Genomic DNA, 18085 nt, shown 5'->3' on the forward strand with positions numbered 1-18085 from the left:
TCCGGGCGACCATCCCGGCCCGGGGCGCGTGTGCCGACCCGTACACGCGCCCCGGCTCACATCCCGTGGGGTCGGCGACCGTCCGGCCTCACGGCACATACCCTGGCCACACGCGGGAACGGGTCCCCACGGGAACCCACCGACCAGGCCGACAGCTAGGGAGCGCGACATGACACCGCACGATCCGAACCGCCGCAGGCCGCGGCTGCGCCGGGCACTCGCCCTGGACGCGATCCTGCTGGCATTCGTCCTGTCCGCCACCGCGTGCGCCGCCGAACCCGCCGACCCGGTCGCCGACGAACCCTCACCCACCGACCCGTCGCGGGTGTGGGCGGAGCGGAAACTGGCGACCCTCACTCTCGCGCAGAAGGTCGGGCAACTCTTCATCACCCAGCCCTACGGCGCCGACGCCGACGCCGCCGACGACGGCAACCGCACCACCCACGGCGTGGACACGCCCGCCGAACTCGTGCGCCGCTACCACCTCGGCGGAGTCATCTACTTCGGCTGGTCGGGCAACATCACCGACCCCGCCCGCATCGCCGCCCTCTCCAACGGGCTACAGCAGGCCGCCCTCGACGACACCGGCATCCCGCTGCTGGTGTCCACCGACCAGGAACACGGCGCCGTGGTGAGGATCGGGCCACCGGTCACCCAGTTCCCCGGCAACCTGGCACTGGGCGCCACCGGCGACCCCGACCAGGCCCGGCGCAGCGCCGAGGTCATCGGCGCCGAACTGCGCGCCATGGGCCTCAACCAGAACTGGGCGCCGGTCGCCGACGTCAACGTCAACCCCGCCAACCCGGTCATCGGCAACCGCTCCTTCGGCGGCGACCCGGCACGGGTCGCCGAGTTCACCGCCGCCGCCGTCGCCGGATACCAGGACGGCCCGGCCGGAATCGCCGCCTCCGCCAAACACTTCCCGGGACACGGCGACACCGACGTCGACAGCCACACCGACCTGCCGGTCATCACCCACGACCTCGACGAATGGCGCCGGCTCGACGCGCCGCCGTTCAAGGCCGCCGTGGACGCCGGAATCGACGTCATCATGTCGGCCCACATCCGGTTCCCCGAGCTGGACGACTCCGGGACCCCGGCCACCCTGTCCAAACCCATCCTGACCGGGCTGCTCCGCGACGAACTGGGCTTCGACGGCGTCGTCGTCACCGACTCGCTGGCCATGGAGGGCGTCCGCATCGGCCACACCGACGCGGAGGTGCCGGTCAAGGCCCTCCAGGCGGGCGCCGACCTGCTGCTCATGCCGCCCGACATCGCGACGGCCGTCGACGGTGTCATGGCCGCCGTCGAATCGGGCGACCTCACCGAGGCACGCATCGACGAGTCGGTCCTCCGCATCCTGGAACTGAAACACCGGCGAGGGATCGTCGACGCCCCCATGACCGACCCGGACGCCGTGACCACCATCGGCGACACCGCCCACCGGCAGGTCGCCGCCGACGTGGCGGCCGCGTCGATCACGCTGCTGCGCGACGACTCCGGCGCCCTCCCGATCGGGAGGCGCGACACCGTCCTGGTCACCGGTTCCGGAGACCGGACCGTGGCGGGACTCGCCGAGGCGATCACCGCCAACGGCCCCACCACCCGCGCCCACGCCACCGGCGAGGATCCCGACGACGCACTCGTCGAGACCGTCACCGACGCGGCGAGAGGCGTGGACGCGGTCGTCGTCGTCACCCGCGACGTCGCCTCCCACCCGGGACAGGAACGACTGGTCGCGGCACTGGCCGAGACCGGGAGACCGGTGATCGCCGTGTCGGTCGCCGCGCCCTACGACGCCAACCGGCTGCCCGCCGACGTCGCCGTACTGGCGTCCTACTCACACCTGCCGGTGAGCCTGCGTGCCGCCGCGGCGGTCGTGTGCGGCACCGCCGAGGCCACCGGGCGACTGCCGGTGGAGATACCCGCCGCCGATCGACAAACCGTGCTGTACCCCATCGGGCATCACTGACCGGGTCCGGCGGACCGAGACGGGGAGGTTCCCGGACGGTCGCGACGGGATCCGGCCGACGCCCCCGACGAAGTGAGGAAACCATGCGTCGCAGGAACCTGCTCGCCGCCACCGCCGGACTGGCCGCCGTACCGCTGCTGGCACCCGGCACCGCCCACGCCGACCCCGACGGCCGCCGCCGGGTCCGCACCGGTTTCACCGCCCTCGCCGACGACGACTACGCGCTGCTCGCCGGGCAGCGCGTCGGCGTCATCGCCAACCCGACCGCCGTCACCCCCGACCTCCGGCACGAGGTCGACGTGATGGCCGAATCCGGTGCCGTCGACCTGGTGGCGGTGTTCGGACCCGAACACGGATTCCGGGGCACGTCCCAGGCGGGGGAGGGCGAGGACTACTTCATCGACCCCAAGACCGGCCTGCCCGTCTACAACGCCTACAACGACAAGGACAAGCTCGCCCGGTACTTCGGCGAGCTGGCGCTCGACACCGTCGTCTTCGACATCCAGGACGTCGGGTCACGGTTCTACACCTACATCTGGACGATGTACCTGGCGATGGAGGCCGCCGCCCGCAACGACATGTCCTTCGTCGTCCTGGACCGCCCCAACCCCGTCACCGGGCGCGACGCCGAGGGACCGATCCTGCACGAGGAGGTGGCGTCCTTCGTCGGGCTCAAGGCCATATCGCAACGGCACGGCATGACGGTCGGTGAACTGGCCCGCCTGTTCAACGCCGAGTTCCTGCCGGAGTCGGTCGGCCGCTCCGTCGACCTGACGGTGGTCCGTATGACCGGCTGGAAACGCCGGATGCGGTACGAGGAGACCGGCCTGCCGTGGGTGGCGCCCTCCCCGAACATGCCCACCACGACGACGGCGCGCCTCTACCCGGGCACCTGCCTGTTCGAGGCGACGCAGCTGTCGGAGGGACGCGGCACGACCCAGCCGTTCCAGGTGATCGGCGCCCCCGGCATCGACCACCGCTGGCAGGCCGCGCTCACCGCCGCCGACCTGCCCGGCGTCGAGTTCCGGGAGGCGTACTTCAAACCGGTGTTCTCCAAGTGGCAGGGCGCCACCTGCGGAGGCGTGGAGGTACAGATCACCGATCACGACGTCTTCGACCCGATCCGCACCGCCCTGGCGATGATCATCGTGCAGCGCAGGGAGTTCCCGCAGTACGGCTGGCGGGAGGGCGACACCGTCCCGTGGATCGACAAGCTGACCGGCTCCGATCAGGTCCGCACCGACATCGAGGCCGGAGCCGACGTCGACACCGTCATCGCCGGGTGGCGCGACGAGTTGGCCGATTTCCGCGACATACGGCGCGACCACCTGTTGTACCGCTAGCGACCGGCCGCGGGCACGGATCCGTCCGGCCGCCGGTGGTGCGAGAGTATCGCCACACCGGTGGCCGGGCGCTGGTGGAGACGTCTTAGACTCGACCGGGGTGGCTGTCTCACATGCGCTTTTCCGCCATGAATAATCCGATCTCAGCCCTCGCCAACAGCATCGCTAGACCAAGGAGTACGTCTGTGAAAAGCACCGTCGAGACCCTGAGCCCCACCAGGGTGCGACTGTCCGTCGAGGTGCCGTACGAAGAGTTCGCTCCGCACCTGACACAGGCGTATCAGCAGGTCGGGGCGCAGGTCAAGGTGCCCGGGTTCCGTCCCGGCAAGGCGCCGCGCGCCGTCATCGACCAGCGGGTCGGCAAGGACGCCATCCACGCCCAGGCCATCGACAACGCGCTGCCCCGCAAGATCGCCGAGGCGTACACCGACAACGACATCAAGGCGCTCGGGCGGCCCGAGGTCGACTTCGAGTCGAGCAACCTGGAGCAGGACCAGCCGTTCTCGTTCACCGTCGAGGTGGACGTGGCCCCCGAGATCGTCCTGCCGGAACTGTCCGAGCTGACCGTGACCGTCGACGGCACCGAGGTCACCGACGAGCAGGTCGACGACGAGATCGAGAACCTGCGCCTGCGGTTCGGCACCCTCAAGACCGTCGAGCGCGCCGTCCAGAACGGCGACTTCGTGACCATCGACCTGAAGGCCACCGTCGACGGTGAAGAGGTCGAGGGCGGCACCGCCGGCAACATGTCGCACGAGGTCGGCTCCGGTGACCTGCTCGAAGGGCTCGACGAGACGCTGGTCGGAATGACCGCCGAGGAGACCCGCGAGTTCACCAGCACCCTTGCGGGCGGCGACCACGCGGGCCGCGAGGCCACCGTCGAGGTCAAGGTCAACTCCGTCAAGGAACGTGAACTCCCCGAGCTGGACGACGACTTCGCCCAACTCGCCTCCGAACACGACACGCTCGAAGAACTGCGCGAGGCCAGCCGCAACCAGCTCGCCGCCCGCGCCGAGGCCACCCAGTTGCAGCAGGCCCGGGAGCGCACCGCCGAGGCACTGGTCGCGGCCGTCGACATCCCGGTCCCCGAGGGCGTCATCGACGACGAGGTCAAGCACCGCCGCTCCCACCTGGACGAGCAGCTCTCCGCCATGGGCGCCAACCTGGACACCTACCTGGCGTCGCAGGGTCAGACCGTCGAGGAGTTCGAGGCCGAGCTCAAGGAGACGGCCTCCAACGGCCTGCGCCGTCAGCTCATCCTCGACAAGGTCGCCGAGACCACCGAGGTGCAGGTGACGAGTGAACTGCTCACCTCGGAGATCATCCGCCGCGCGCAGCAGCAGGGCGTCCCGCAGGACCGTCTCCAGGAGTTCGCCAACACGCTCCAGCAGCGCGGCCTGATCCCCGGCATCGCCGCCGAGGTGCGGCAGGGCCTCGCCCTGGAGGAGGTCGTGCGGCTCGCCAAGATCGTGGACACCTCGGGTGCCGAGCTCGACAACGACACGCTGTTCCCCAACGCGGCCGGTGCCGCCGAGGAGTCCGACGAGGACGAGAACACCGACGAGACCGCCACCGAGGCGGCCGAGACGGCCAAATCGGAGTAACCGGGCACCGGTGCGGGGCGACCACGGCCCCGGCACCGCCCGGCCGCCGTGAGACGACGAGGGGACGGACCCGAGTCGCGGGTTGGACACGTGCCACCCGCGACACCACTCGGGACCGTCCCCTCACCGCTTACCGTCCGGGAGCGCCGTATTCCCGGTTCGCTTCCAGCTCCGCTGGACGGCTGGGCCTGCGGCCCGCCGTCGGCGCGCTGTATTCCTAGTTCGCTCTCCGCTCCGCTTCGAGCGAACATCGCCCCGTCATGCGGCGGATGGTCGTCGTGGGCGGCTAGGGTCGGGAGTTGCTAGAGAATCCCGTATCGAACAAGAGAGGGCGTTATGACACACCCGGTCACACCGTTCGCGCCCGTCGCCCGTCGCGGCGATGACAGCTCCTTCGCCGGTTTCGACGACATGGTCTACAACCGGTTGCTGAAGGACCGCATTATCTTCCTCGGCACCGAGGTCAACAGCCAGGTCGCCAACCGGATCTGCGCACAACTCCTGCTGCTGGCCGCCGAGGACCCCGAACGCGACATCAACCTGTACATCAACTCGCCCGGTGGTTCGGTGTACGACGGCATGGCGATCTACGACACCATGCAGTTCATCCAGAACGACGTGGCCACGATCGCGATGGGCATGGCGGCATCCATGGGGCAGCTGCTGTTGTGCGCCGGGACGGAGGGCAAGCGTTACGCCCTGCCGCACGCCCGGATCATGATGCACCAACCCTCCGGTGGCATCGGTGGAACGGCGTCCGATGTGGCCATCCTCGCCGAACAGATGCTCTACACGAAGAAGATGTTCCAGGAGCGGGTGTCCCAGCACACCGGGCGCAGCCTCGACGAGATCGAGGCGGACTCCGACCGGGACCGCTGGTTCACCGCCGCGGAGGCCAAGGACTACGGCTTCATCGACCAGGTCATCACCGCCGCCGGTCAGGTGCCCAGCGGCGCAGGCACCCGCAACTAGTAGGGGATGAGGAACCACATGACACACGAGATGCACGGCCGGTACATCATCCCGTCGTTCACCGAGAAGACCTCGTACGGGATCAAGGAGATGAACCCGTACAACAAGATGTTCGAGGACCGGATCATCTTCCTGGGCTCCCCGGTGGACGACACCTCGGCCAACGACATCATGTCCCAGCTGATCGTGCTGGAGGCCAACGACCCCGAGCGCGACATCGAGATCTACATCAACTCGCCCGGCGGCTCGCTGACCGCGTTGATGGCCATCTACGACACCATGCAGTACGTCCGTCCGGACATCCGGACGGTGTGCATGGGGCAGGCGGCCTCGGCCGCGGCGATCCTGCTGGCGGCCGGTACGCCCGGCAAGCGGGTCGCGCTGCCGAACTCGCGGGTGATCATCCACCAGCCCGCCACCGAGGGGACCTACGGCCAGGCGTCCGACATGGAGATCCAGGCCCGCGAGATCCTGCGGATGCGCGAGCAGATGGAGGCCATCCTCGCCCGGCACACGGGGCAGCCGGCCGACAAGGTCCGCAAGGACATCGAGCGGGACAAGATCTTCACCGCCGAGGAGGCCAAGGCGTACGGCATGGTCGACGCGGTGTTGACCTATCGGAAGAAGAACGCCGTCAAGGCGGTCTCCGCCTCCTGACCGCACGCCCGGGGGCCACGGTGAGCAAACCTTATGGCGCCGCGGCTCCCGGGCGGGTACGGTCGGTATGGTGCGGCATCGGCAGACGGCGATGCCGCGTGGCCCGAGCCGCCCAGGCTCGGTTCTACGGCGGGGACTCAAGGCGATCCGGGTGACCGGGCGAGTGATGCAGGGAGTGGGCAGGCGTGGCACCACGACTCAGCGACAGTGAGATGCTGAAATGTTCCTTCTGCGGCAAGTCGCAACGTCAGGTCAAGAAGCTGATCGCCGGGCACGGCGTCTACATATGTGACGAGTGCGTCGATCTCTGCAACGAGATCATCGAGGAGGAGGCCGCCGAGGAGGCGGCTTCGAACTGGCACGAACTGCCCAAGCCCAAGGAGATCTGCGAGTTCCTCGACGAGTACGTCGTCGGGCAGGTCGAGGCGAAGCGTTCGCTGGCGGTCGCCGTCTACAACCACTACAAGCGGGTGCAGGTCGACGCCGCCGGAGCGGTCCCGAGTAAGTCCGGCGAGCACGTCGAGCTCTCCAAGTCGAACATCCTCATGATCGGGCCGACCGGCAGCGGCAAGACACACCTGGCCCAGACGCTCGCGCGCATCCTCAACGTGCCGTTCGCCATCGCGGACGCCACCGCCCTCACCGAGGCCGGTTACGTCGGTGAGGACGTCGAGAACATCCTCCTGAAACTCATCGTCGCCGCCGAATACGACATCAAGCGCGCCGAGACGGGCATCATCTACATCGACGAGATCGACAAGGCCGGCCGGAAGGCCGAGAGCCCGTCGATCACGCGGGACGTCTCCGGTGAAGGCGTGCAGCAGGCGTTGCTGAAGATCCTGGAGGGCACGGTCGCCTCGGTGCCGCCCCAGGGTGGCCGCAAGCACCCCCATCAGGACTTCCTCCAGATCAACACCTCGAACATCCTGTTCATCTGCGGCGGCTCGTTCGCGGGCCTGGAGGACATCGTCGAGCAGCGGGTCGGCAAGCGGGGTCTGGGCTTCACCTCCACGATCCGCAGCAAGGCCGACCGGGACGCGGACGACCTGCTGTCGCAGGTGATGCCGGAGGACCTGCTCCAGTTCGGGTTGATCCCGGAGTTCATCGGCCGGGTGCCGGTGTTGACGACCGTGCGTCACCTGGACCGCAAGGCGCTCGTGAAGATCCTCACCGAGCCCCGCAACGCCCTCATCAAGCAGTACCAGCGCCTCATGGAGCTGGACGGCGTCGAACTGGTCTTCGAGGACGAGGCGGTCGAGCCGATCGCCGACCTGGCCCTGTTGCGGGGAACGGGGGCGCGGGGGCTCCGGGCCATCATGGAGGAGGTGCTGGAGCCGGTCATGTACGAGATCCCCAGCCACGCCGACAAGGTGGCGAGGGTCGTCATCACCGCCGACGTCGTCCGTGAGAACGTCAACCCCACTCTGATCCCGCGTACCAGCCAGATCCGGCAGACCCGGTCGTTGCGCCGCAAGAAGACCGCCTGACCCTCCACATCGGCGTCGATCCCGCCGGAACCGGTAAGCCGGTGAACCGGTAGGCGACCGCGTCCAGGTACGGCCGGAAGCCGACCCGTCGGTAGATTCCGGCGGCAGTCGGGTTCGCCCGGTCGACGTATAGGACGCAGGCGGTCAGGCCGGGAGTCGCCGTCAGGTCGCGGGCGGCCGTGCCGACGAGCGCCGCGGCGTAGCCGTTCCCACGTCGGGCCGGTGGAGTGTAGACGTTCTGTATCCGCACGACCCCGTTGACCGGCAGTGATTCGTACATCATGGACACCGGGATGCCCTCCACCTGCCACAACCGGTACACGACTCCGGCGGCACGCATCCGGTGGAAGGCGTCGGCGGCCTGTCGCAGTCCGATGCGTTCGCCGTCGTGCACCGACTCGGCGAACGCCCGGGTCCAGCCGACCACGGTGTCGGCGTCGTCGGCGGTGCCCGTCCGCATCCCGCCGGGCACGTCATCGGGCACCGAGGGCTCCGCCATGGCCAACAGGCCGGTCCGGCCGGTGACCTCGGCGGCGCGGCCGGTGCGCTCGCGCCAACGCGCGACGAAACGTTCCACCGCCGGGCGCGGCCCGTTGACGGACGACAGTCCGGGTCGCCACGCCGCCAGTTCCCGCGCGAGGGCGTCGACGGCGGAATCCGGCAGGCGGGGCAGTAGCAGTCCTCGGCCGGACTGGAGGGCGGCTCCGGTGACGCCGGTGGTGTCGTGGACGGTGAGCCAGAACTCGCCGTCCGCGCGGGGCGTCATCCCCAGGGCGCGGCCGTGGGCGACGGTCGCCAGGACGTTGGTGCCCACCGGGTCGCCGGTGAGCCAGTCCGCCACCGCGGCGACGAACTCGCCGGGAGTGTCGTGCCGGCGCACCGTCGTGGTGTCCTCCATCACCTCAGCGTGCCAGACGGGCCGGGCTGACGCCTCCGGGTTTACCGGCGGTTGCCGGGCGCCCGGGACGGCTGGCAGTATGCCGGGATATGCCGACCACATCGACGCCCGACACCGACCGTTACGACGTGGTGGTGGTCGGGTCGGGCTTCGGCGGTGCCGTGATGGCGTTGCGGTTGACCGAGAAGGGGTACCGGGTCGCGGTGCTGGAGGCGGGCCGCAGGTTCGACGATCCCGCCGAGTCGGACCCGGCGCGGCGGCATCGCGCGTTGCCGCGCACCTCGTGGCGGTTGCGGCGCTACCTGTGGGCGCCCTGGGCGGGGTGTACCGGGATCCAGCGCATCCACCTCATCGGGGGACGACGCCGCAGCAGGGTCCTGGTCCTGGCCGGAGCGGGTGTCGGCGGCGGCTCACTGGTCTACGCCGGAACGCTGTACCGGCCGCCACCGGAGTTCTACCGTGATCCACAGTGGTGCGACATCGCGGACTGGTACGCCGAACTGGCGCCGCACTACGACCAGGCCGCCCGGATGCTCGGTGTCGTGGCCAACCCCGTGACCACGCCCGCCGACCAGGCGGTGCGCCGCGTCGCGGTCCGGATGGGGGTGCCCGAGACGTTCCGGCCCACCGACGTCGGCGTGAACTTCTCCGGCGCCGCCGACCCCTACTTCGGCGGCAACGGTCCACGGCGGGCCGCCTGCACCGCCTGCGGCGCCTGCATGACCGGCTGCCGTGTCGGCGCCAAGAACATGTTGACCGAGAACTACCTGTACCTGGCCGAGCGGGCCGGGGCCGTCATCCGTCCGCTGACGACGGTGCGCCGCGTGACGCCGCTGCCCGGTGGCGGGTACCGGGTGACGACCACCAGGACCGGGCGCCCGGGTGGGCGCCGTGAGTTCACCGCCGACCAGGTGGTCGTCGCGGCCGGTACCCACGGGACGCAGACGCTGCTGCACCGGATGCGGTCCGGCGGAGAGCTGCCGCACCTGTCCGCCCGGCTGGGGGACCTGACCCGCACCAACTCCGAGGCGCTGCTCGGCGTCGAGCGGTTCCGGACGGCGGGACCCGACCACAGCCGGGGTCTGGCGATCACGTCGTCGTTCCACCCGGACCCGGACACCCACATCGAGCCGACACGTTACGGCGCCGGTTCCGGCGCGATGGGGCTGCTGCGGACCCTGCTGGTCGACGGCGGTCCACGGCCGCGATGGCGGGGCCTTCTCGCCGCGGTGGCCCGCGATCCGGTATCCGGCCTCAAGCTGGCGAAGCTGCGGCACTGGTCGCGACGGACCGTGATCGCGCTCGTCATGCAGAGCCGCGACAACTCGATCCGGGTGCGGCTGCGGCGTGGGCGGTTGCGCGCGGAACCCGGGCACGGTGAACCGAATCCCACCTGGATACCGGTGGCGCACCATGCCGTGAGACTGCTGGCCGAGGAACTGGACGCCTACCCCGGCGGCACCTGGCTGGACCTGTGGGACATCCCCACGACCGCGCACTTCCTGGGCGGCTGCGTGATCGGCGGCTCGCCGGACACCGGTGTCGTGGACGCGTACCACCGGGTGTACGGGCATCCGGGGCTGCACGTGGTGGACGGATCGGCGGTGCCGGCCAACCCCGGCGTGAACCCCTCCCTGACCATCACGGCCTTGGCGGAGCGGGCGGCGGCCGCGTGGCCGAACCGGGGCGACGTCGATCCCCGGCCGCCGCCGGGCGCGCCCTACCGGCGGGTGCCGGCGGTGCCGCCCGTCGCCCCGGCGGTGCCTCCCGGCGCGCCCGGCGCCCTGCGGTGACCGGCGTGACCTCCCGGAACACCGTGGTGGCGCCGATCCCGGCACGGCCGTCCATCATGGATCGGCCGTCGCGCCGGTGTCGGTGTGTGGCGGTTTCGAAGCGGTCACGGGGAATCATCGGCTTGGCAACGAAACGTCCTCACGGGGGTACTACCGGCCGGTTACCGGTGATCCTGGACAGCGGTTACCGGTGGCACGGGGGAGGGACGACGTTGTTCGGGGTGATCCTTCGCGGTATCCGTTTCCGGCCCGCGCGGTCGCTGGTGGTGTTCCTGCTCGCCGTGGCGACCACCGCCGCGGCGGTTCTCACCCCGGCGTACACCGACGCGGCGGGGCGGTCGCTGCTGGTGGACGAGCTGACCTCACAGGACGGGCGCGCCCTGCAACTTCAGGTGGTCGACGTCCGGGATCTCGACGCCGGCCCGGACGACCCGGCCGCCTCGATCGAGGCGGTGGCCGCGAAGGTCGCCGGGGCACCCGCCCTGGACGTGTACACCGACCCCGTGGGCTTCCTGCGCAGCGGCGGACTCGTCACCGGAGGGCGCTACGACGCGCGCGCCCTGCTCGCCTATCGGGAGAACGCCTGCGCCCACCTGTCGATGATCGACGGTGACTGTGTCGCCGGACCGGGAGAGGTCCTGATCTCGGAACGCTCGGCGGGTGAGCAGCAGGTCGGGGTCGGAGACACCGTCGCACTGTCCGGACTCCAGGCGGCGGAGTCCGAGCCGGTACCCCACACCGTCGCCGGCGTCTACCGGCCCCACGACCCCGAGGACCCGTACTGGGGACGCAGCGGATACTTCGGCCACGGCACCGACTCCGGCGGCGACCGCCACCTGGACGCGCTGCTGGTGACCGACCCGGCGGCGCTGTTGGCGCTTCCCCGTGGCGTCCGGGTCGGCGCGGACTACCGGCTGGACGTCGCCGCGTTGCGGTCCGCCGACGTGACGGCGGTACGGGAGGCGTTGGAAGGGCTGGAGACCCCGCCGGACGACCCCGCCGGCATCGCGTTGGCGGTGGACACGAACCTGCCCGGGGTGTTCGACGTGGTGGCGGACGGCCGGGCGGCGGTCGCGCGGACCGTTCCGCCGGTGGCCGTCCCGCTGCTGGTGTTGTGCTGGCTCGTGCTGTACCTCGTCACGACCCGGTTGATGCACGAACGCGGCGCGGAGATCGGGCTGGCGAAGCTGCGCGGGCTGCGCCGCCGCTCCGTCGTGGCCTTCGCGATGGGTGAGGCGCTGCTGTTGATCGCGGCGGGTTCACCCGTCGGCATGGGCCTGGGGCTGCTCGTGGTCGAGGTGACCGGTCGCCTGGTCCTCGCCGAGGGGGTCGGCGTCGCGGTCACCCCGGGGGCGTGGTGGTTCGCCGGTGTCGCGCTCGCCGGGTCCGGTGTCGCTCTCACGGCGGCCGCCTACCGGACCGTGCGCCGCCCGGTGCTGCGCCTGCTGCGCCGCGTGTCGGTGCGCCGACGGGTACCGGCGGGGATCTGGGAGGCCGTCGTGGTGGCCCTCGCGGTGGCCGCGACGGCACAGCTCCTCACCGGTGAGACCGGTGGGATGTCGATGCTGGCGCCCGCCCTGCTGGCGACGGTCGCGGGCGTGGTGGCGGCCAGGCTGCTCGGTGGGGTGTCGCGGCTGCGGCACCGGGTCGCCGCCCGGCGCGGTTCGGTGGCGGCGATGCTGGCCACCTGGCAGTTGGCCAGGCGCGGCGAGTTCCGCCGCATGGTCGCGCTGTTGACCGTCGCGATCACCCTGCTGACGTTCGGGTTCGCGGCGTGGGACATGTCGGCGCACAACCGGCGGCTCGCCGCCTCCGACCAGGTGGGCGCCGACCTGGTGTACCAGGTGGACGTCGCCGACCCCGACCGGCTCATGGAGGTCGTCTCCACTCTGGACCCGGACGGCGGGGGCCTGATGGGTGTCATGCGCACCACGGAGCGATACGGTTCCCGCAACTTCACGGTGATCGCCGCCCAGACCGACCGGATGGCCGAGGTCATGCGGTGGCGCGGCCACGACGCGACCACGCTGGCGGAACTGTCGGGGCGGCTCCACCCGGCGGCGCCCGATCCGGTGTCGGTGCGCGGTTCCATCGAGGTCACCGCGTCTGTGACGGTCGCGGAGGCGGAACGGCCCCTGCAGTTGACCGCCCGGATCCTGGAACCGGGTCGCAGCCCCCGCAACGTCCTGATGGGCGACCTGCGGACCGGCCGGCACGATTACCGGGTCTCGCTGTCCGGTTGCGACGACGGTTGCCGCCTGGTGGGCATCGGGGTGGCCAGGTACCCCGGTGACTTCGAGGACGTGTCCTTCGCGGTGGCGGTGGAGCGGGTCGCCGACGCCGACGGGGAGGCCGAGGGACTGTTGACCACCGTGGACGGTTGGCGGTCCAGCGGACTCACGCCCCGGAACGTGCCCTTCGAGGTCGCCGCCGACGGCGTCGGGTTGACGATGTCGGCGACCGGGGTGGATGTCCCGGACCTGATCGCCGAGTACGTGACGGCGCCGTCGCCGTTGCCGGCGGTGCTGGCCGGGGACGCCCCCGACGACGACCCCTCCGCCGCCCGGTTCTGGTTCCCCGCCCCGCACGGCGCCCCCCAGCACTACGCGACCGTCGCGACCGCCTCGGTGATCCCCAGGGGAGGTGACCGGGCGCTGCTGGTCGACCTCGAATACACCGACCGCATCGCTGACGCCTTCACGTCGCTGGGTGGGCAGACCGACATCGGATACGAGGTGTGGGCGACCGCGGAGGCCGGGGCGGGACTGCCCGCCCGGCTGGCGGCCGAAGGCGTCACGGTCACCCGGACGCTCGACCGCGCGGATCTGCTCGACCGGATGAGCCGCCAGCCGTCGGCGTTGGCGCTGCGGCTGTACCTGCTCGCCGGAGGCGCCGCGTTGGCGTTGGCGGTGGGCGCGGTCGCGTTGACGGCGGCGGCGGGTTCCCGGCCCCGGGGCTACGACGACGCGGCGCTGCGGGTCGCGGGGGTGCCCCCGGGCACGTTGCGGCGGGCGGCGCGGATCGAGCACGTGCACTGGGCGGGCTTGTCGATCGTGATGGGGACGGCGACCGGCCTGGCGGCGACCTGGCTGGTGGTGCCGTCGATCCGGCTGGTCGACGGCGTCGCCTCGGGCGCCCTCGTGGAGTACCACGTGCGGGCGTGGTGGGTGGCGGCGGCGGTCGCCGTGGCCGCCGCCGCGCTGACCGGCACCGCCGCGGCCGTCGATCGGTGGCGGGCCAGGCACGGCACGGTCCAACGGCTGCGGGAGGGTGAACGGTGAACCGTACGACGCGGACGGGAGCGAGGTGGCGATGCGGGTGACCGGCGTACCGGTGACCTGCCGGGGCCTGGTGTTCATCTACCGGCTCGACGGCTACGACGTGGTCGCGTTGTCGCGTGTGGACCTCGACATCGCGGCGGGGGAGGCGGTTGCGCTGGTGGGGCCGTCCGGTTCCGGCAAGTCCACCCTGCTGTCACTGATGGCGGGACTGCTGCGGCCTTCGGCGGGCAGCCTGCGGGTCGGCGACCACGACCTGTCGCGCGCCGGGGACGCCGAACTGCAACGGATGCGCGCCACCGAGCTGGGTGTCGTGCTCCAGGGCGACCGGAACCTGATCCCGTACCTGTCGGCGCTGGACAACGTCCGGTTCGCGCAACGGGGCGTGCCCCGGGCGCGCCGCGTCCCGGCGATGGACCTGTTGGAGACGGTCGGCATGTCCGGCGCCGCCGCCAGGACGCCGGGCGAGCTGACACCCGGTGGGCGGCAACGTCTCTCGGTCGCGGTGGGAGCGGCGGTCGGTGGCGGGCTGTTGCTGGCCGACGAGCCGACGTCCCAGCTCGACGCCGAGGCGCGGGAGTCGGTGGTGGCGGCGCTGTCGGCGGTGCGCGACCGGGGCAGCACGGTCGTGGTGGTGACCCACGATCCCGGCGTCGCCGCCCGGTTCGGTCGTTCGGTGACGATCCGCGACGGCCGGGTGGGAGCGGAGGGCCGCCGGGGCGAGGACTTCCTCGTGGTGGGGACCGACGGCGCCGTGCACCTGCCCGCGGAACTGCTCACCGACATGCCGCCGGGCACGTTGCTGCGGGTGCGCCGCGACTCCGGTTCGGGGGAACTGAGACTGTCGCCGGCCGAGACGGCGGAGGTGCGACCGACGTGATGACCGTGACCGGACTGTCGGTGTCCTATGGGGACCTCGTCGCGTTGCGTGACGTGTCGTTCCACGCGCCGGCGGGGAGTCTGCTCGCCGTCACCGGTGCCTCCGGCGCGGGCAAGACCAGCCTGCTGTGGGCGATGGCGGGGCTCGTGGCGCCGCGCGCGGGAACCGTCGCGCGGTCGCCGGAGGCGGCGACCGTCGCGTTGATCCCGCAGGGCAACGGCCTGGCCATGGTGCTGACCGCCCGCGAGAACCTGTTGGTGGCGCTGCTGGCGGCCGGAGTCGGCAGGCGGGACGCGGCGGCGCGGGCCGACGCGGCACTCGAACGGTTGGGCGTCGACGGGCAGTCCGGCCAACTCGTCGACGAACTGTCCGGCGGGCAGCGGCAGCGGGTCGCGATCGCGCGCGGCCTCGCCATGACCGCCGACGTCCTGCTGGCCGACGAGATCACCTCCGATCTGGACCCGCGCAACCGCGACGTGGCGATGGAGGTGCTGCGCGAGGAGGCCCGCCGCGGTGCCGCGGTCGTGTTCGCGACGCACGATCCGCGCGCGGCCGCCGACTGCGACGGGGAACTGCGGCTGGTCGACGGCGCGGCGGTGTCCGCCACCCGGCCCGCTTAGACGCCGTCCTCAAACCCGCTGTCCTGCCGTGCTCACCCGGTCGGCGCGTGGACGCCCTCTTACGTCGTTGTCGAAGGCAATGCCGCTGAAGATCGGTGCGACCACACCGGTACGTACGGACCTTCTAAGGCATTGCCTTCCCCGCCTTGCGAACGCACTCGACCGGACACCGCTCGCGACGGACGAGGACCGAAGACGGCGTCTGATCGACACGTCGAGATTCCTGGATTGATCTGTTGCCCGGCGGGACCCGTCGTGGCAGGATCCCTGCATGCCGAAACGACCCCATGCCCACATACTCGCCGCGGTCGCGGTCACGGCGATCGGACTCACCACCGCCACCGTGGTCTCGGCGGAGGAACCGGGCGATGCGCGCCTGACCGCCGCACTCGACGAGATCCTCGCCGACGACCGCCTCTACGGTTCGCAGGCCGGTCTCGTCGTCGCCGACGCCCAGACCGGCGACATCCTCTACGACCGGGGCGGCAACCAGCGACTCGTCCCCGCGTCCAACACGAAACTGCTCACCTCGGCCGCCGCCATGGAGATCCTGGGCGCCGACCACCGGTTCGTCACCGACGTGGCCCACGACGGCCGCATCCGGGGCAAGACCCTCCACGGTGACCTGTACCTGCGGGGCACCGGCGACCCGACCATGCTCGCCGAGGACTACGACGCACTCGCGGCCCGCATCGCCGAGGCCGGCGTGAAGACCGTCAAGGGAGACCTCGTCGCCGACGACACCGCCTACGACGCCGTGCGGCTGGGGCCGGAATGGGGCTGGGACGACCAGAGCTACTACTACTCCGCCCAGATATCGGCACTGACCGTCGCCCCCGACACCGACTACGACGCGGGGACCGTCATCGTCACGGTGGACGGCGGCGAGTCCGGTGACGCACCGGAGGTGTCGGTCGAGCCGGCCACCGACTACGTGGACTTCGACATCCGCGCCACCACCGTCGCCGCCGACGGTGAGACGGATCTGACGGTGGAGCGCGAACACGGCACCAACACGATCGTCGTGACCGGTGAGATCGCCGCCGGTGACTCCGTGGGCGAGTGGGTGACCGTGTGGGAGCCCACCGGTTACGCCGCCGACGTGTTCGCCTCGGCCCTGCGTGAACACGGCGTCCGTGTCAAGGGCGACGTCCGGCTCGGTGAGGCCACCCCCGCCGACGCCGAGGTGCTGGCGGACCACCGCTCGATGCCGCTGTCGGAACTGCTCGTGCCGTTCATGAAACTGTCCAACAACGGGCACGCGGAGACCCTCACCAAGGCGATCGGGCTGCACGTCTCCGGCGAGGGGAGCTGGCCGGCCGGCCTGGCCGCCGTCGAGGACTTCGTGGCCGGACTCGGCATGGACACCGACGCGCAACGCCAGTCCGACGGTTCCGGACTGTCGCGGTGGAACCTCATCCCGCCGCGCGAGTTCATCGACCTGCTCGTCTCCGCGCGCGGCGCCGACTGGTTCGACGCCTGGTACGCCTCGCTGCCCGTGGCGTGCGACTCCGAGCGGTTCGTCGGCGGCACGCTGCGGAGCCGCATGTGCGACACCCCCGCCGAGGGCAACGTCCGCGCCAAGACCGGTTCCCTCACCTCGGTGAGCGGCCTGTCGGGATACGTCACCGACGCCGACGGTCGCGAACTGGTGTTCAGCCTCATCAGCAACGACTACCTGGCGGGTTCGGTGAAGAACCTGGAGGACGCGGTCGCGATCACGCTGGCGTCCTTCAGCACCGAGGACACCGGCACGGCGTCGACGTACGACGCCATGGAATCCACACCGGACTCCGGTCGTGCCGACGTCGAGTGCTCCTGGACCAAGGACGGCTGCTGACAACGGGTACCGGGTCCGGGTCGCCCACGTTCTCCCGTGGGAGGCCCGGACCCGTCACCACGCCGGCGACCGGACGCGATGCGGGGGAAGGGGCGGCATGACGGGCATGTGGCCGGTACGTGACGACACCGAACGCCTACAGTGGTCGTTCACGCCGTACGTGGGCGTCGGACCGGTGCGTTTCGGGATGACGTCCACCCGGATCCGCGAGGTCGTCGGCGACGTGCTCACACCCCGGCGGCGCCACGGTGGGGACGCCTCCGTGGAACTCTGGGACGAGCGGCCTCCCCCGGCCACCGGCGTACCACGGACGCGACCAGCCACAGCGGTGATGACCACCTACCACGACGATTCCGGCCGCACGGCGGCGATCGCGGTCGACGCCCGGAACCGTCCACAGGTGACGCTCGACGGCCTCGCGCTCGTGGGGCGGGTGCCCTCGGTACTGGAGGACCGTTTCATCGACCGTCTGTCGGCGACCGGCGCAGACCTGCGCTACTCCCTGCAGGGTCACCCGTGGTCGTCGCGGCTCGGCCTGTTGCTGCGCGTGCAGCGGGCCGGCGACCACGTGCTGACCCGGCCGGTGATGGCCTGCGAGGCGTGGGCGGAGCGATTCGGCGACAGCCACGAGGGCCCACTCCCCGAAGTGGAATGGCGCACCTTCGAATGTTGAACGCGTCGACCCTGACGTAACCGGAGGCGATTAGGGATGCCCGCCCCGCCGAAGTGAGACGAAGATCC

At 71.1% G+C, this 18085-nt stretch carries 13 protein-coding genes; 12 read left to right on the forward strand and 1 reads right to left on the reverse strand.

What is annotated here, in order from left to right:
* Positions 1-169 precede the first annotated feature (169 nt).
* The 6 genes from LX16_RS01405 to clpX all read left to right on the forward strand — a co-directional run bounded on the left by LX16_RS01405 (position 170) and on the right by clpX (position 8035).
* The gene (locus LX16_RS01405) at positions 170-1972 is read left to right on the forward strand and encodes a glycoside hydrolase family 3 protein (RefSeq protein ID WP_147131886.1); all 1803 of its coding nucleotides are present in this window, start codon (positions 170-172) and stop codon (positions 1970-1972) included.
* Between the two features lie 83 nt (positions 1973-2055).
* Positions 2056-3315 carry an exo-beta-N-acetylmuramidase NamZ family protein gene (locus tag LX16_RS01410; RefSeq protein WP_147131889.1) on the forward strand — a complete coding sequence of 420 codons (1260 nt, stop codon included), beginning with the start codon at positions 2056-2058 and terminating at the stop codon, positions 3313-3315.
* Between the two features lie 185 nt (positions 3316-3500).
* On the forward strand, positions 3501-4919 hold the full coding sequence (gene tig / locus LX16_RS01415; RefSeq protein ID WP_147131892.1) for a trigger factor: 1419 nt from the start codon (positions 3501-3503) through the stop codon (positions 4917-4919).
* Between the two features lie 336 nt (positions 4920-5255).
* Positions 5256-5891 (forward strand): ATP-dependent Clp protease proteolytic subunit, encoded by a 636-nt coding sequence (locus LX16_RS01420; RefSeq protein WP_147131895.1) that lies wholly within the window; start codon positions 5256-5258, stop codon positions 5889-5891.
* 18 nt (positions 5892-5909) lie between these two features.
* Entirely contained in the window at positions 5910-6548 is a 639-nt protein-coding gene (locus LX16_RS01425) for an ATP-dependent Clp protease proteolytic subunit (protein ID WP_244615631.1), read from the forward strand.
* A gap of 212 nt (positions 6549-6760) precedes the next feature.
* Positions 6761-8035 (forward strand): ATP-dependent Clp protease ATP-binding subunit ClpX, encoded by a 1275-nt coding sequence (gene clpX / locus LX16_RS01430; protein WP_147136823.1) that lies wholly within the window; start codon positions 6761-6763, stop codon positions 8033-8035.
* On the opposite strand, the gene LX16_RS01435 is transcribed toward clpX, so the two are convergent.
* Positions 7962-8933, reverse strand: a complete 972-nt coding sequence (locus LX16_RS01435; protein WP_147131902.1) for a GNAT family N-acetyltransferase — start codon at positions 8931-8933, stop codon at positions 7962-7964. The two genes, clpX and LX16_RS01435, sit on opposite strands and share 74 nt — an antisense overlap.
* Before the next feature lie 89 nt (positions 8934-9022).
* On the opposite strand from LX16_RS01435, the gene LX16_RS01440 reads away from it, so the two are divergent.
* The 6 genes from LX16_RS01440 to LX16_RS26980 all read left to right on the forward strand — a co-directional run bounded on the left by LX16_RS01440 (position 9023) and on the right by LX16_RS26980 (position 18017).
* Complete coding sequence (locus LX16_RS01440; protein ID WP_147131905.1) at positions 9023-10726, forward strand: FAD-dependent oxidoreductase; 1704 nt, start codon at positions 9023-9025, stop codon at positions 10724-10726.
* A 167-nt stretch (positions 10727-10893) separates the two neighbouring features.
* Complete coding sequence (locus LX16_RS01445) at positions 10894-14007, forward strand: ABC transporter permease (protein WP_158645447.1); 3114 nt, start codon at positions 10894-10896, stop codon at positions 14005-14007.
* Positions 13997-14884, forward strand: a complete 888-nt coding sequence (locus tag LX16_RS01450) for an ABC transporter ATP-binding protein (protein ID WP_244615632.1) — start codon at positions 13997-13999, stop codon at positions 14882-14884. The genes LX16_RS01445 and LX16_RS01450 overlap by 11 nt, the downstream gene beginning before the upstream one ends.
* Positions 14884-15504: an ABC transporter ATP-binding protein gene (locus LX16_RS01455; RefSeq protein WP_147131911.1), complete on the forward strand. Its 621-nt coding sequence runs from the start codon at positions 14884-14886 to the stop codon at positions 15502-15504. Before LX16_RS01450 ends, LX16_RS01455 begins: the two co-directional genes overlap by 1 nt.
* A gap of 271 nt (positions 15505-15775) precedes the next feature.
* On the forward strand, positions 15776-17344 hold the full coding sequence (gene dacB, locus LX16_RS01460; RefSeq protein ID WP_147131914.1) for a D-alanyl-D-alanine carboxypeptidase/D-alanyl-D-alanine endopeptidase: 1569 nt from the start codon (positions 15776-15778) through the stop codon (positions 17342-17344).
* Between the two features lie 97 nt (positions 17345-17441).
* Positions 17442-18017 (forward strand): hypothetical protein, encoded by a 576-nt coding sequence (locus tag LX16_RS26980; RefSeq protein ID WP_211354228.1) that lies wholly within the window; start codon positions 17442-17444, stop codon positions 18015-18017.
* Positions 18018-18085 lie beyond the last annotated feature (68 nt).

Origin of the sequence: Stackebrandtia albiflava (assembly GCF_007994225.1) — a bacterium.
In the GTDB taxonomy this organism is placed as follows: Bacteria; Actinomycetota; Actinomycetes; order Mycobacteriales; family Micromonosporaceae; genus Stackebrandtia; species Stackebrandtia albiflava.

Bases quoted from the DNA above. Each gene is read 5' to 3' on its own strand.
- LX16_RS01405 (WP_147131886.1), top strand. From the start codon at position 170: ATGACACCGCACGATCCGAACCGCCGCAGGCCGCGGCTGCGCCGGGCA.
- LX16_RS01410 (WP_147131889.1), top strand. From the start codon at position 2,056: ATGCGTCGCAGGAACCTGCTCGCCGCCACCGCCGGACTGGCCGCCGTA.
- LX16_RS01420 (WP_147131895.1), top strand. From the start codon at position 5,256: ATGACACACCCGGTCACACCGTTCGCGCCCGTCGCCCGTCGCGGCGAT.
- LX16_RS01425 (WP_244615631.1), top strand. From the start codon at position 5,910: ATGACACACGAGATGCACGGCCGGTACATCATCCCGTCGTTCACCGAG.
- clpX (WP_147136823.1), top strand. From the start codon at position 6,761: ATGCTGAAATGTTCCTTCTGCGGCAAGTCGCAACGTCAGGTCAAGAAG.
- LX16_RS01435 (WP_147131902.1), bottom strand. From the start codon at position 8,933: ATGGAGGACACCACGACGGTGCGCCGGCACGACACTCCCGGCGAGTTC.
- LX16_RS01440 (WP_147131905.1), top strand. From the start codon at position 9,023: ATGCCGACCACATCGACGCCCGACACCGACCGTTACGACGTGGTGGTG.
- LX16_RS01455 (WP_147131911.1), top strand. From the start codon at position 14,884: ATGACCGTGACCGGACTGTCGGTGTCCTATGGGGACCTCGTCGCGTTG.
- dacB (WP_147131914.1), top strand. From the start codon at position 15,776: ATGCCGAAACGACCCCATGCCCACATACTCGCCGCGGTCGCGGTCACG.
- LX16_RS26980 (WP_211354228.1), top strand. From the start codon at position 17,442: ATGACGGGCATGTGGCCGGTACGTGACGACACCGAACGCCTACAGTGG.